This window comes from Streptococcus sp. HMSC070B10, assembly GCF_001808665.1.
GTDB lineage: Bacteria > Bacillota > Bacilli > Lactobacillales > Streptococcaceae > Streptococcus.
The window spans coordinates 341,854-356,359 of record NZ_KV794152.1 but is presented as its reverse complement, the minus strand read 5'-3'; the positions used below and the strand labels follow the sequence as shown (position 1 = coordinate 356,359).

The following is a 14,506-nucleotide window of genomic DNA, read 5'->3' as shown; positions in this document are numbered from 1 at the left end:
CTTATTCTCCACTAAGAAATTTACCCATTTGTGACAGAGGTTCACCAAGTTTTGTCACAGCTTCTGACAATTCTTTAGTATCTTCTTTTGTCAAATCAGTATAGAGCTTGTAGTGTTCCTTGTCGATCATGTGTTTGTCCAACAAGCTATTAACAGATTTGAAATCTGCTTCCAATTCTTTAACTAGGTTAGCGTCTGATTTTTCAAGCAAAGGTTTAAAGAGTTGGAAAATCTTCTCAGCTCCCTCAATATTGGCACGGAAGTCATACAAGTCTGTATGAGAATAAACTTCCTCTTCACCTGTAATCTTGCTTGTCGCCACTTCGTTAAGCAAATCAACTGCCCCTGTCAACATGACCTTGTAGTCCACATCCACAGTTGCAATCTTGGCTTTCAATTCCTTGATATCATTGACCAACTGATCGCCATAGCTTTCAGTTCCTTTAGTTGTATTGTCTTCCCAAAGGATACGCTCGATACGGTGGAAACCAGACCAACCTTCTTCTGTCTTGTTTTCGTCCATGTAGTCTGCTAAACGGAAATCAATTTTTACATCTGACTCACCAAAACTCTCAGCAATTGGTTCTGAACGCTCATAGGACATACGAATCAATGGATAAACCTTCTTAGCTTCTTCTAACTTACCTTCTTTCAACAGTTTGACAAAGCCTTCCGTATCTGTCAACAGTTTATCGATTTGCTCTTGCACAAAAGTCTTATATTCAGCAGTGGCCTTATCAAGCATTTTTTGCTTATCTTCAGACAAGGCTGTCACCTTAGACGAATCGGTTGTATCTGCTGATTTTTCAAACCTAACAGCACAAGCTGTCAATAGCAAGGCTGAAGATAAAAGGACAAAACCTAGTTTTTTCATTGTTTACTCCTATTGGTTCAGAAAACCTGAATTAATTTTACGTTTTATCATATCATGTTTTCACTCATTTTTCAATAAATTTTCAGACAATTTAATGTTAAGTAATTTATACTAATAATAGACTTTTAACCTCAAAATTGATAAAATAGGAAGGAAAATAATTGTAAAAGGAAACTATAAAACACTATGATGAACATGCAAAACATGATGCGCCAAGCACAAAAACTTCAAAAACAAATGGAACAAAGTCAAGCCGAACTTGCGGCTATGCAATTTGTTGGCAAATCTGCTCAAGACCTTGTCCAAGCGACCTTAACTGGAGATAAGAAAGTTGTCAGCATTGACTTCAATCCAGCTGTCGTTGACCCAGAAGACCTTGAAACTCTTTCTGATATGACCGTTCAAGCAATCAACTCTGCTCTTGAACAAATCGATGAAACTACCAAGAAAAAACTGGGTGCTTTCGCTGGGAAATTGCCATTCTGAGCATAAGAAAAAAGCTCCATAATATCTGTAGATAAGTCTCCTACAGATATTATGGAGCCTATTTTGTTGTCTTAAAAAGCCTGAAAACATCAATAAAATGCGTTTATTTTATATGAAAAGATCTACTGAATTTTTCAAAATAAACTTCCAGTAGTCTTTTCACTTTTTATTAATAAGTTCCTTCTTCACCTTGACTAGTCAAGATAACTGGTCCATCTTTAGTAATCACGAATTGGTGTTCATATTGACAAGATAAACCACCGTCAATGGTCTTATGCGCCCAGCCAGTTTTCATATCTGTATCAATTTCCCAGTCACCTGTATTGATCATTGGTTCAATGGTCAATACCATTCCTTCACGGAGACGAAGCCCACGACCAGCAATACCATAGTTAGGAACCATTGGTTCTTCGTGCATGGTTGGACCAACACCATGACCAACCAAATCACGTACTACACCGTAACCACGACTTTCAGCGTATTCTTGAATAGCTGCACCAATATCACCAATACGATTTCCAACAACAGCTTGCTCGATTCCCTTGTACATAGCTTCTTTGGTTACATCCATCAAGTTTTTCACTTCTTCGGACGGCGTACCAACAGCATAAGCCCAACATGAGTCTGCTAGGCCACCAGAGTAGCTCTGGGTGTATTTTTTCATTTGCTCCACATTGTTGAAGTTTAGTTTTGAGACATTCAGGTCAGATTTAGCAATAGGACCTCCCAAAACCATATCAACTTTGAGCAAATCACCATCTTTCAAGATATAGTGACGAGGGAAAGCATGAGCCACTTCATCATTAAGAGAGCAACAGGTAGCATAAGGATAGTCCATCATGGCACCGTCAACCCCAATCTGAAGTGGAAGGAAATTTTCTTCCTTACAACGACGGCGAACGTATTCTTCAACTTCCCACATATCTACGCCAGGCTTAATCAAATCACGTAAGCCGATATGAATACTTGCTAGAAAATCTCCAGCCTTGTCCATAGCTTCGATTTCACGAGCTGATTTTAATGTTATCATCTTTTCTCCTAGTTTCTAATTAATTTTAACGGTCACATTTGCTTTTGAAACAATCTGATGACCATGATAAATATCGTAATCAATAATAGCTGATCGTCTAGTATGATGGATGATGCGTGCTTGAATGCGCAGTATATCATCTATCTGAACAGCCTGCAAAAAGTAGATCAGCATTTGTTCGATGATGAGATTGCGACCACTATTCACAACTAAATCTTGGGTCATATGAGTCAGTATCTCTGCCAATACACCGTTAGCTAAAACACCGTTTTTCTCAAGCATAAAGGGTTCCACTGTAATCACTACTTCATCATGGTGATAAGCGAGTTTTTGACCAATCTGCTCAGAAAAAGTTGGTAGAGCCGAAACTTGGGAACGACTCATCTTCTCCATGACATCTCGTCTGGTTACAACCCCAAGCAAGGTTTGATTATTACGAACAACCGGTACCATTTCAAAATCTTCAGCAATCATCCGTTGACTCACATTGGCAATATTTGTAGATAATCCAACTAAAAATAGACTACGAGACATGACCTTATCAATTGTTGTACTTGGTGACTTATCACCAGCATCTCTCATAGTAACAACCCCAACAACAACCTGATGTTGATTAATAACAGGGAAACGACTACTACGATTCTTACGTACCAAGTCCAAATAATCTTTAACAGTGTCAGTCTCTCTCAAAAAACCATACTCATGACTCGGACGGTACAGTTTCTCAACTGTCAAAATATCTGTTTTGATTTGAACATTTGACAAGGCTTTATTGATCATGGTCGCAACGGTGAAAGTGTCATGTTTGCTTCTTAAAACAGGAATTCCTTTTTGATTAGCCAGTTTAATCACATCATCATGAACCTGAAATCCACCTGTCACAAGAACGGCATTTTCATTTTCCAGCGCTAATAATTGAATACGAGTCCGGTCTCCGACAATCAAGAGTCCCCCATCATGAAGGTAAGACAAAATATTTTGCTCAGTCATGGCACCGATTGAAAACTTACTAAATTCTCTCTCTAAACCTTCTTGCCCAGCCAAAACCTCAGAAGAAGTCACTTCTGCAATTTCAGCAAATGTTAATCTCTCTATAGCAACTTTCTGAGATTTAACACGGATAGTACCACTTCTTGGACGAGTCTCTACAATTCCACGATTTTCAGCTTCTTTAATGGCCCGATAAGCCGTTCCATCACTGACTCCTAGATGGTTGGAAATACTTCGAACACTGACTCTTTTACCAACGGGTAATTCTTCCAAATAGCTTAGAATTTCTTGGTGTTTACTCATTAATTTCTCCCTTTACAAAGCGAAACTCAAGATAATCACGCATTTTCTTTGTATAGCGATCACTTCCTTTAAACTGACGAATCAATCGAAATCCAGACTTAAGAGCAACCCGTTGACTAGCTTCATTTTCAAGGTGGGTAATGATGGATAATTGTTTTAAACCAAATTCCCCAAAAGAAAGTTGGCAAAGTTTTTTAACAACTTCTGTCATAAAACCTTTAGACCATGAATCTTTTCTCAAAAAATAACCAAGTTCTGCTTCTTTTTTTATTTCATCTAGCTTTTCAAACTTAATTGAACCAATCATTTTTTCAGTTTTCTTATCACAAATAGCCCATACCCCTAAAGGAGCCTTCATAAAATAATTGGCCAGTGCATATTGACTTTCTTCTGGACTAGCTTGACTTGGAAAAATGAATTGTAAATTTTCTGGATTTGAAGCTATATCATGGAAGTCCTTACTATCACTAAAAAAGAAAGGACGCAAATACAAGCGATCCGTTTCAAAAAAAGAAAACATTGCTAATTTGGTCCAAATATTCATAACCACCTCTACGGTTTATTCTTCAACAAGTGTAATATCCGCTCCTAGATTACGTAATTTTTCAATAATATCTGAATAACCACGTAAGATGAACTCAATATTTGTAATTTCAGTTTTACCTTCAGCCATTAGTCCAGCAATGACAAGTGCTGCCCCAGCTCTAAGGTCAGTAGCTTTTACATTTGCACCACGTAAACTACGTCCACCAGTATATAAAATATGGTCGTTTGTAGTCGTAATATCCGCGTCCATCTTTGCTAGTTCAAAAACATGGTTTACACGTTTCTCATAAATGGTATCAATAATGGTTCCACGCCCCTCTGCTGTTAACAGAAGAGGAGTAATTGGTTGTTGCAAGTCAGTAGCAAAACCTGGATAAGGAGCTGTCTTAATATTGATTGCTTTCAAATTAGACTGTTCCTCAACAAAAATGCTGTCTTCAGATACAGTCATTCGTACTCCCATTTCTTCCAACTTAGCAATAAATCCTTCTAAGTGTTCATAAAGAACATTATTAATACGAATTCCCTTACCAACTGCAGCAGCTAAGGAAATGTACGTTCCCGCTTCAATACGGTCTGGAATCACCTGATGACGCGTTCCATGTAATCTGTCAACACCATCAATAATGATAATATTGGTTCCAGCACCACGGATATGAGCCCCCATATTATTCAAGAGAGTAGCAACGTCAATAATCTCAGGTTCTCGGGCTGCATTTTCAATAATAGTACGACCATTTGCTTTAACCGCAGCAATCATTGTATTAATCGTCGCACCTACACTTACCGTATCCATGTAAATACTTGCACCATGAAGTCCCACATCTTTAGCAGATAACTTCATGTTATCACCCTCGTAGCTAACAGTGGCTCCCATAGCTTCAAAAGCCTTAAGATGTAAGTCAATAGGACGTGGTCCCAAATCACATCCACCAGGTAAACCAACTGTAGCTTCTCCAAAGCGACCTAAAAGACTTCCATAAAAATAATAAGATGCACGAAGACTATTGATTTTCCCATAAGGCATTGGAATATTTTGAACACCTCTTGGATCAATCTCTAACACATCGTCATAACGCTTAACGGTAGCACCCATCAATTCCATAATTTCGACAAGACTAGCAACATCCGAAATATCTGGAACACAATCCAAAGTCACAACATCATCTGCCAAGATAATAGCTGGAATCAAAGCTACAACACTATTTTTTGCACCACTAATGGTAATCTCACCTTGCAGGGGCAAGCCACCATTGATAACAATTTTTCTCATTTTAAATTTTTAATACTCTTTCAAAATTTCTAAAAAGGTCCTGTGTTAAAGTATACCATAATTTCACCTTTTTTTCCATCATTTTCAATTATATTAGCTGAATCGTATTTGTATTAACTGGCCTTTTTTAAAAAGTTTTGCCCCTTATTTGCCCCCTGCTACAAAAAAACCTATCATACAGGCTAGAAAGCTTGATATGATAGGCTTTTTTCATTTTAATTAACGTACTGTACGGATACGCATTGTGTTTGTACGTACAGCTTCTCCAACTGGTACACCAGCTACGATAACGATATCGTCACCAGATTGTACAAGACCTGCTTCAACTGCTTTACGTTCAGCAATTTCGAACATATCATCAGTTGATGATGGAGCATCTGTCAACATTGGGATAACACCCCAGTTCAACATCAATCCACGTTCTGTCAATTCGTCGAATGTCAATGCCAAGATGTCAGCATTTGGACGGTATTTAGAAATCAAACGTGCAGTGTGACCTGTCTTAGTAAGAGTTACAACCAATTTAATGTCCATTGAGTTAGTAGCATCTTTAACAGCTGAAGCCATTACTTCTGTCTTAGAGTTACGTTCAAATGAATCTGAGTTCAAACGACCGTATTCGTTAAGAAGAGTCTGAGCGTTCTTGTCGATTGTAGCCATTGTAGTTACTGACTCAAGTGGGTATTTACCGTTTGCAGACTCACCTGAAAGCATTGTAGCATCAGTACCGTCGATAACAGCGTTGAATACGTCTGATACTTCTGAACGAGTTGCACGTGGTTTTTCAGTCATTGTTTCAAGCATGTTTGTTGCTGTGATAACAACTTTACCTGCAGCATTGACTTTCTTGATAATCATTTTTTGGTAAACTGGAACCATTTCGAATGGTACTTCGATACCCATGTCACCACGAGCGATCATGATACCATCAGCAGCTTCGATGATTTCATCCAAGTTGTCGATACCTTGTTGGTTTTCGATTTTAGCGAACAATTGAACGTGTCCGTTTCCAGTTTCTTTACAGATTGCACGAACTTCGTTCACGTCTTTTGCAGTACGTACGAATGAAATCGCGATGAAGTTAATTCCTTGTTCAAGACCAAAGCGGATATCGTCGTTATCACGTTCAGCAAGAGCTGGGAAAGGAATTTTAGTGTTAGGGATGTTAACACCTTTTTGTTTAGCAATTACACCATCGTTTTCAACTTCAACTTCAAACTCACGAGTTGCGTCATCTTTAGCAACCACACGAAGACCAAGTTTACCATCGTCAACCAAAACTTGACGACCAACTTCAACATCATCATAGATATCAAGAGCACCAGCAACGTTCAATGCGATCACATCACGAGTTGATTTGATTCCTTGTTTAGTAGCAACACGGATTTTTTCACCAGTTGTGTAAGAGTACTCTTTTGCATCTCCTTCAAACAATTCAGTACGGATTTCTGGTCCTTTTGTATCAAGAAGGAAACCAACTTTTTTACCTGCAAGTTTTTCAGCAAGTTTAACAGTTGCCATACGGTCACCTTGCTCTTGGTGGTCACCGTGTGAGAAGTTGAAACGGAATGTGTTAGCACCAGCTTCGATCAATTTAGCAATGTTTTTAGCTGAAGCTTCAACATCAAGTTTTTCACCCCAGTATCCGTCATCACCGAATTTTTTACCACCGCGGATTTCTACCGCAGGTCCCAAAGTTGCAACGATTTTTACACGTTTGTTCATGATTTTTGTGACTCCTTTATATATGACCTTTTTGGTCTTATTAACTAAATTATAAATTATGATAAGCTCTTATTCAAGCTAGATAGCTCAAGGTCAGCTTTATGTGGGTTGTTAACCACAATCTTACCATCTGCAGTAAGGCTAAACAATGCTCCTTCTTCTGCAGTTCCAAGAATTGGGTTTTCAACCATTTTTTCGTTACGGATACCAACCGCAACACCACCGATACCTTCTTTAAGAAGTTTAACGGCATGTGCACCCATACGTGATGCCAAAACACGGTCACGCGCAGTTGGAGAACCACCACGTTGAATATGTCCAAGTTCTGTCACACGAAGGTCGCTTGTATCTCCAGCTTCTTTAAGTTTTTGACCAAATTCAGCTGCTGACATCACACCTTCTGCCAAGACGATGATATTGTGTTTTTTACCACACTCGTATCCACATTTAATGCTTTCTACGATATCTTCAATCTTGAATCCTTCTTCAGGAATGATGATTTCATCAGCACCAGTTGCAATACCAGCCCAAAGAGCGATATCACCTGCGTTACGTCCCATAACTTCGATAACAAATGTACGACGGTGACTTGATGATGTATCACGAATCTTATCGATAGCATCCATAGCAGTAGTAACCGCTGTGTCAAAACCGATTGTGAAGTCAGTACCAACAATATCGTTATCGATTGTACCAGGAAGACCGATAGCTGGGAATCCATGTTCAGTCAAACGCATAGCACCGTGGTAAGATCCGTCACCACCGATAACAACTACACCTTCAATTCCGTGTTTTTTCAATTGCTCAATCCCTTTAAGTTGCCCTTCAAGTTGAGCGAACTCTGGGTAACGAGCAGAGTGAAGGAAAGTACCACCACGAGAAATGATGTCTCCTACTGAAGCCGCATCTAGGGGATGAATTTCACCAGCAACCATACCAGCATATCCATCATAGATACCAAATACTTCCATTCCTTCTGAAATTGCTTGACGAACAACTGCACGGATAGCAGCGTTCATACCAGGGGCGTCTCCACCACTAGTCAAAACAGCAATACGTTTCATATTGGTTATGCTCCTTTTTCTTTTAACATTCTTACTGATTATATCACATTTAAATGGAAAATTCTTCTATTTTCCGTAATTTTAGCGATAAATCGTTTTCATAACGATTCCACCTAATTTCGCTTCTAATTCAGTGGATTTAACTACAAAATGATTGGGAGAAACAATCGTTCTCTGTTCCTCTTCATACCTGATGATGACTGGGATTGGGCCTTTATATTGATCTAAAATTCTCGAAATTTCTTGATCTGAGTCATGATTTTTCAACTGAATCCAAAAACGCTCAGCTACTGCTTCTCTTATTTCTTGTGCAATCATTTGCAGACGGCCATCTCGTAACTGGATTTTTCCTTTTATATAGTAGAAAGCTCCTTCTCTTACTTCCTGTCCAACCTGTCGATATAAATCTGAAAAGAGCGTAACATCCAATTTTTTCTTACTGTCATCCACCTGTAAGAAAGCCATATTTTCACCTTTTTTGGTACGAATTACTTTTATCTTCTGAACCTCAACCAAGATAATAGCATAGCTATTTTCTGATAAATTACTAATAGGAGTAATCGGATAAATAGCCTTATTTGCAATAGCTTGTAGTGGATGTTTGCTGACTCCTACTCCTAGAAGCTCTTGTTCCATGTAGAATTTTTCTTGCTCCGTCCAGTCCTCCAAATCTTGCCAACTATAAATGCTCTCTCCAAATAAGCTTCCTAACTCTTTCACAAATTCAAATAGATTACCTAAATTATTAAATACTTTTTGGCGATTTTTTTCAAATGAATCGAAAAGACCAACTTTTACCAAAGGTTCCAGCAAGGGAAGTTTCAAATAATTCTCAGGTAGTTTAGCTATAAAATCTTCAATGTTAGAATAAGGTCTATGTTCGATAATCCAAAGTGCCAAATCCTTGCTGAGCCCCTTAATCGATTTCAAACCTAGATAGATAGATTTGTTGGCAATTTTATCGTGATAGGGAATAGTATTAATGGACAATGGGGCTACTTCAAAACCTGCTTCTAAGGCATCTGTTACATAATCACTGTTGGCAGAATTCAACATGACTTGATAAAAAATGGCTGGATAATGTGTTTTGAAATAGGCCAACTGGAAGGCCAAGGCTGAGTAAGCATAGGCGTGAGATCGGTTAAATCCATAACCTGCAAACTTCTCCATAACATCAAAGACCTGCTCTGCCTTTTCCCTAGTATGACCAGCATCTAATGATCCTTGAATAAAGGATTCCCTCATTTCATGCATGGCAAAGGCATCTTTTTTCCCCATAGCCCGACGTAAAATATCGGCTTTTCCGAGGCTAAATCCAGCAAATCTCTGAGCAACCTGCATAACCTGCTCCTGATAGAGCATGATGCCGTAGGTTGGAGCCAAAATATCCTCCAGTACTGGATCCAGAACAGTCACTTCTTCCTGCCCATGCTTTCTTGCCACAAAATTATTGATGTAGTCACTGGCACCTGGTCGATTTAGAGAAGTAGTTGCTACGACATCTTCAAAACAGACTGGTTGCACACGTTTGAGCAAGCGAATGGCACCAGGTTGCTCAAATTGAAAGATACCTTTTGTATTGCCAGAGGCAAATAAAGCTAACGTTTCTTTGTCTTCCAAATCAATTTCTTCAATTTTAAGGTGAATACCTTCTGATTCAGCAAGCAATTCTTGCATCTTCTGGACAAAGGTCAAATTTCGCAGTCCCAGAAAGTCCATTTTCAATAGCCCGCTAGATTCAACTCCATGAGCATCATACTGAGTCAGCGGAATTTCGTCACCATGTTTTAGAGGAATGTAGTTGGTCAAATCTTGGTCACTGATTACAACACCAGCCGCATGGACAGAGGTTTGTCTTGGATAGCCCTCTATCCTGCAAGCAATTTCAAAGGCTTTTTGATATTCTAGCTTACTATTGATTTGCTGACGAAACTGAAGATTACCCTCATAGGCCGACTTGAGATTATCACGAAAACTGATTTTCTTGGTAATTGCAGATAATTCATACTCTGGCACACCAAAACGTTTTAAAACATCTCGCAGAGCTTGCTTAGCACCAAAAGTAGAAAAGGTAACGATTTGAGCCGCATGTTTACTACCATATTTATTACCAACATATCTGATAAAATCTGGACGATAAATATCAGGAATATCAATATCAATATCAGGCATGGTATAGCGTTCACGATTGAGGAAACGTTCAAAAATCAGATTTTTCTGAACTGGGTCAATCCCTGTAATGTCTAGAGCATAGGAAACCAAGCTACCAACTGCGGAACCTCGTCCCATTCCCATATAATAGCCATTCGAACGTCCAAAACGCAATAAATCCCAAACAACCAAGAAATAATCATCAAAGCCCATATCATGAATAACAGCCAATTCTTGGTCTAGACGGTCTTGATATTCTTTACCAGTTAACCCCTTCTGAGCAAGCCCCAATTCAGCACGTTCTCTTAATTCTTCTACTGCTGGTCTAGCAGGATTAAAGCGAGGCAGTTTCAGACTAGTATCCAAGTCATAAGAAATACCTGAAATAAGCTTTTCTAAGTTTTCCAAGGCTTGAGGAAAACGCTCTTGGAATAGTTTCTCTAAAGAACTTGCTGACATAAAAACATCTTGTCTAGAACGCAAAGGAACTTCTCTGAGCGGTAGATTTTCTTTAATCGCTGCTAATACTTGAAGAACTTCTCTATCCTTACTTTCAAATGTATTGACCCGATAAAGTGGCAAAATTGGATGATGAAATTCTCTGGCCAGTGTCTCTGGGTAAACCCCTATATAGTAATCACAGCCTATATTGAGCGACTCCAGTCCATCAAAATAAGGCACAATTACCGCAATATCCTCTAGATACTGAGATAAAACTGTCCAATCTTTCTCCCCCTGCATCTTGGATGTTGATAGTTTCATCAACTGCTGATAGCCCACACTAGATAAAGCTAAAAAGCGCAAATTCACATCCTTATCATCTACAAGCACATTCATTTCAAGCCCTAACAAAGGATGAATGCCGTATTTTTTTGTAACCTCTAGAAAATCGAAAGCCCCGTAAAGATTGTCAATATCCATCATAGCCAGATGAGTGTAGCCATAGTCTTTTGCTACTCTCACATACTTGTCGATTGAAATGACACTCTCCATAAAACTATAGACTGTTTTTGTATCTAGTTGTGCGATCAATTTACACTTCTCCTCTATCGTTCTCACTATATTATACCATTTTCTTAAAATTTCTATTACTATTACTGATGCTTTAATATCTAATAGCTCAAATCATAGTTAATTAGACAATCCTTGCCTGATTTACAACAGCACCACTAATATTTTTGTATTTAAGCTTATCATTTCACATGTTTATTTTATAAATACTTATTTTTATTTATTATAGTTTCTATTAATTTTTATAGTATCTTTTCTCTCTATTTTTTGATATAATAACTGTAATATATTTCATAAGTAGGAGGCTTTTATGCGTTTTAATCAATTCAGCTATTTTGCGCTACCTAGAGATACAATTATCTTTGAATTAAAAAAGTATGGATTTGATTTACCAGTCAACATCACAAATAAAAAAATGCTTGAAGCGTTTCTTATTCGTTTCTTTTTTAATTACAAAGATAGCTCCTATCCCCTATCCAGTTTAGCAGTTGATAAGGAAACTGACTTATTGACATTTTTTCAATCAGATAAAGAGTTGACTGCTGATATTTTCTATACTGTGGCTTTTCAACTTTTAGGTTTTTCTTACTTGGTTGACTTTGAAGACAGTGATGTTTTTCGTAAAGAGACTGGTTTTCCCATTGTATATGGTGACTTGATTGAAAATTTCTATCAGTTACTCAATACTCGCACCAAAAAGGGAAATACTCTTATCGACCAACTTGTCAGTGACGGCCTGATTCCTGAGGATAATGACTATCACTACTTTAACGGCAAGAGTTTGGCTACCTTTTCTAGCCATGATGCCATTCGCGAAGTCGTTTACGTTGAGACTCGTGTCGATACTGACCGAAAAGGGCTTCCAGACTTAGTCAAGGTCAGCATTATTCGTCCTCGTTATGATGGAAAAATCCCTGCTATCATGACAGCCAGCCCCTACCATCAGGGAACCAATGACAAGGCTAGTGATAAGGCTCTCTACAAGATGGAGGGTGAGCTTGAGGTCAAACCTACTCACAAGATTGAGCTTAAAGAACCTCAACTCAATCTCGTCCAACCCCAAGGTCAAGCTGAGCTTGTGTCAGAAGCTGAGGAAAAGCTAACGCACATCAACGCTAGCTATACTCTCAACGACTACTTCCTTCCACGAGGTTTTGCCAATCTTTATGTCTCAGGTGTCGGTACCAAAGACTCTACAGGTTTCATGACTAACGGGGACTACCAGCAAATAGAGGCTTATAAAAATGTCATTGATTGGCTCAATGGTCGTTGCCGTGCCTTTACTGATCACACGCGCCAGCGTCAAGTCAAGGCTGACTGGTCAAACGGAAAAGTAACCACAACTGGACTTTCTTATCTAGGTACCATATCCAATGGTCTTTCGACTACAGGTGTCGATGGTTTAGAAGTTATCATTGCCGAGGCTGGTATTTCTTCGTGGTACAACTACTACCGTGAAAACGGTCTAGTAACTAGCCCAGGTGGTTATCCAGGTGAGGACTTTGACTCCCTTGCTGAACTAACCTACTCTCGTAATCTCTTGGCTGGTGACTATATTCGTGGGAACGAAGCTCACCAAGCTGACTTAGAAAAAGTAAAAGAGCAACTGGATCGCAAGTCTGGTGACTACAATCAGTTTTGGCATGACCGTAATTATCTACTCAATGCCCATAAGGTAAAAGCAGAGGTTGTCTTTACCCATGGGTCTCAGGATTGGAATGTCAAACCACTTCATGTTTACCAGATGTTCCATGCCCTTCCTGCTTATATAAATAAGCATCTCTTTTTCCATAATGGCGCTCATGTTTATATGAACAACTGGCAGTCCATTGACTTCCGCGAATCCATGAATGCCTTACTGACTAAGAAATTATTGGGACAGGAAACAGATTATCAGCTTCCGACTGTTATCTGGCAGGACAATACAGCTCCTCAGACTTGGTTATCACTTGATACCTTCGGAGAGCAAGAGAACTTTGAAACCTTCTCACTTGGTCAAGAAGAGCAAGTTATTCAAAACCAGTATTTAGATAAGGATTTTGAGCGTTATGGTAAGACATACCAGACCTTCAATACGGAACTCTATCAAGCGAAAGCCAATCAAATCACTATCGACCTTCCTGTGACCAAGGATCTCCACCTGAACGGTCGCGCTCAGCTCAATCTTCGTATCAAATCCAGTACAAATAAGGGGGTCTTATCTGCCCAACTGCTAGAATTTGGACAAAAGAAATACCTACAACCTTATCCAGCTGTTTTAAGTGCTAGAACCATTGACAACGGTCGCTACCATATGTTGGAAAATCTCAACGAATTGCCTTTTCGCGAAAATGCACAACGCGTCGTGACAAAAGGCTATCTCAACTTACAAAATAGAAATGATTTACTGTCGGTAGAGGATATTACTGCAGATGAATGGATGGATATCCAATTTGAACTGCAGCCAACTATTTACAAGCTAAAAGAAGGAGATACTCTTCGTTTAGTCCTCTATACTACTGACTTTGAAATCACAATCCGTGACAATACCGCTTACCACCTGACTGTCGATCTTGAACAGTCTAGTCTTATCCTACCTTGTCAAAAGGTATAATGTACCAGACTTTTAAGATGAAACTATTTCCACTTGAACTGTTAAACTACACATAAACTTAGTATCAAATTCAATCCTAGTCTAGACCTATGACGTAGCTAAAACTGGACCTTTGACAAAAGATACTATGAATCTAACCAACATGTGTAACCATTTATAACACTCGCTACCACACTACATGTTGGAAAATCTCTGTGAATTAACATTAATCGTATATTCACAAGAAGCCGTGACAAAAAGCTACCCTAAGTAAATGATTCACTATCAATAAAGAACAGCAATATAGATGAACGGATTAACCTCCAATTCATCCTTTTAACTAGTGACAAGTTAAAAGGATGAGACACTCTCCATTTAGTCCTATACTACTGACTTTGAAATCATCATACGTGACAATACCGCTTACCACCCGACTGACATTCTCGCTCAGTCCACGCTTTCTGTACCTAGTACAAGGAGT

At 38.8% G+C, this 14,506-nt stretch carries 10 protein-coding genes; 2 read left to right on the top strand and 8 right to left on the bottom strand.

Going from position 1 to position 14,506, the window contains the following annotated elements; translation table 11 throughout:
- Position 1 precedes the first annotated feature (1 nt).
- Positions 2–874: an iron uptake system protein EfeO gene (gene efeO, locus HMPREF2613_RS03360; protein ID WP_070478955.1), complete on the bottom strand. Its 873-nt coding sequence runs from the start codon at positions 872–874 to the stop codon at positions 2–4.
- Between the two features lie 186 nt (positions 875–1,060).
- Here efeO and HMPREF2613_RS03355 point away from each other — a divergent pair, with 186 nt between their 5' ends.
- Positions 1,061–1,360, top strand: a complete 300-nt coding sequence (locus HMPREF2613_RS03355; protein WP_000981526.1) for a YbaB/EbfC family nucleoid-associated protein — start codon at positions 1,061–1,063, stop codon at positions 1,358–1,360.
- 169 nt (positions 1,361–1,529) lie between these two features.
- Here HMPREF2613_RS03355 and HMPREF2613_RS03350 read toward each other — a convergent pair whose 3' ends face one another.
- From HMPREF2613_RS03350 to HMPREF2613_RS03320, 7 genes are all read right to left on the bottom strand, one after another.
- On the bottom strand, positions 1,530–2,390 hold the full coding sequence (locus HMPREF2613_RS03350) for a methionyl aminopeptidase (protein ID WP_000631543.1): 861 nt from the start codon (positions 2,388–2,390) through the stop codon (positions 1,530–1,532).
- 15 nt (positions 2,391–2,405) lie between these two features.
- The gene (gene spxR, locus HMPREF2613_RS03345; RefSeq protein WP_020902407.1) at positions 2,406–3,683 is read right to left on the bottom strand and encodes a CBS-HotDog domain-containing transcription factor SpxR; all 1,278 of its coding nucleotides are present in this window, start codon (positions 3,681–3,683) and stop codon (positions 2,406–2,408) included.
- Positions 3,676–4,227, bottom strand: coding sequence for a GNAT family N-acetyltransferase (locus HMPREF2613_RS03340; RefSeq protein WP_020902408.1), 552 nt, complete (start codon positions 4,225–4,227; stop codon positions 3,676–3,678). The genes spxR and HMPREF2613_RS03340 overlap by 8 nt, the downstream gene beginning before the upstream one ends.
- Positions 4,228–4,242: 15 nt before the next feature.
- Positions 4,243–5,502 (bottom strand): UDP-N-acetylglucosamine 1-carboxyvinyltransferase, encoded by a 1,260-nt coding sequence (locus HMPREF2613_RS03335; protein WP_020902409.1) that lies wholly within the window; start codon positions 5,500–5,502, stop codon positions 4,243–4,245.
- A 219-nt stretch (positions 5,503–5,721) separates the two neighbouring features.
- A complete protein-coding gene (gene pyk / locus HMPREF2613_RS03330) occupies positions 5,722–7,227 on the bottom strand; it encodes a pyruvate kinase (RefSeq protein ID WP_004259601.1) in 1,506 nt (501 codons plus the stop codon).
- Between the two features lie 56 nt (positions 7,228–7,283).
- Positions 7,284–8,291, bottom strand: coding sequence for a 6-phosphofructokinase (gene pfkA, locus HMPREF2613_RS03325; protein ID WP_000820863.1), 1,008 nt, complete (start codon positions 8,289–8,291; stop codon positions 7,284–7,286).
- Between the two features lie 81 nt (positions 8,292–8,372).
- Entirely contained in the window at positions 8,373–11,474 is a 3,102-nt protein-coding gene (locus HMPREF2613_RS03320) for a DNA polymerase III subunit alpha (RefSeq protein ID WP_070478952.1), read from the bottom strand.
- A gap of 289 nt (positions 11,475–11,763) precedes the next feature.
- On the opposite strand from HMPREF2613_RS03320, the gene HMPREF2613_RS03315 reads away from it, so the two are divergent.
- Entirely contained in the window at positions 11,764–14,046 is a 2,283-nt protein-coding gene (locus tag HMPREF2613_RS03315; protein WP_070478950.1) for a Xaa-Pro dipeptidyl-peptidase, read from the top strand.
- Positions 14,047–14,506: the final 460 nt, after the last annotated feature.

Excerpts from the sequence above, each read along its gene's own strand:
- efeO (WP_070478955.1), bottom strand. The coding sequence starts at position 874 with ATGAAAAAACTAGGTTTTGTCCTTTTATCTTCAGCCTTGCTATTGACA.
- HMPREF2613_RS03355 (WP_000981526.1), top strand. The coding sequence starts at position 1,061 with ATGATGAACATGCAAAACATGATGCGCCAAGCACAAAAACTTCAAAAA.
- HMPREF2613_RS03350 (WP_000631543.1), bottom strand. The coding sequence starts at position 2,390 with ATGATAACATTAAAATCAGCTCGTGAAATCGAAGCTATGGACAAGGCT.
- spxR (WP_020902407.1), bottom strand. The coding sequence starts at position 3,683 with ATGAGTAAACACCAAGAAATTCTAAGCTATTTGGAAGAATTACCCGTT.
- HMPREF2613_RS03340 (WP_020902408.1), bottom strand. The coding sequence starts at position 4,227 with ATGAATATTTGGACCAAATTAGCAATGTTTTCTTTTTTTGAAACGGAT.
- HMPREF2613_RS03335 (WP_020902409.1), bottom strand. The coding sequence starts at position 5,502 with ATGAGAAAAATTGTTATCAATGGTGGCTTGCCCCTGCAAGGTGAGATT.
- pyk (WP_004259601.1), bottom strand. The coding sequence starts at position 7,227 with ATGAACAAACGTGTAAAAATCGTTGCAACTTTGGGACCTGCGGTAGAA.
- pfkA (WP_000820863.1), bottom strand. The coding sequence starts at position 8,291 with ATGAAACGTATTGCTGTTTTGACTAGTGGTGGAGACGCCCCTGGTATG.
- HMPREF2613_RS03315 (WP_070478950.1), top strand. The coding sequence starts at position 11,764 with ATGCGTTTTAATCAATTCAGCTATTTTGCGCTACCTAGAGATACAATT.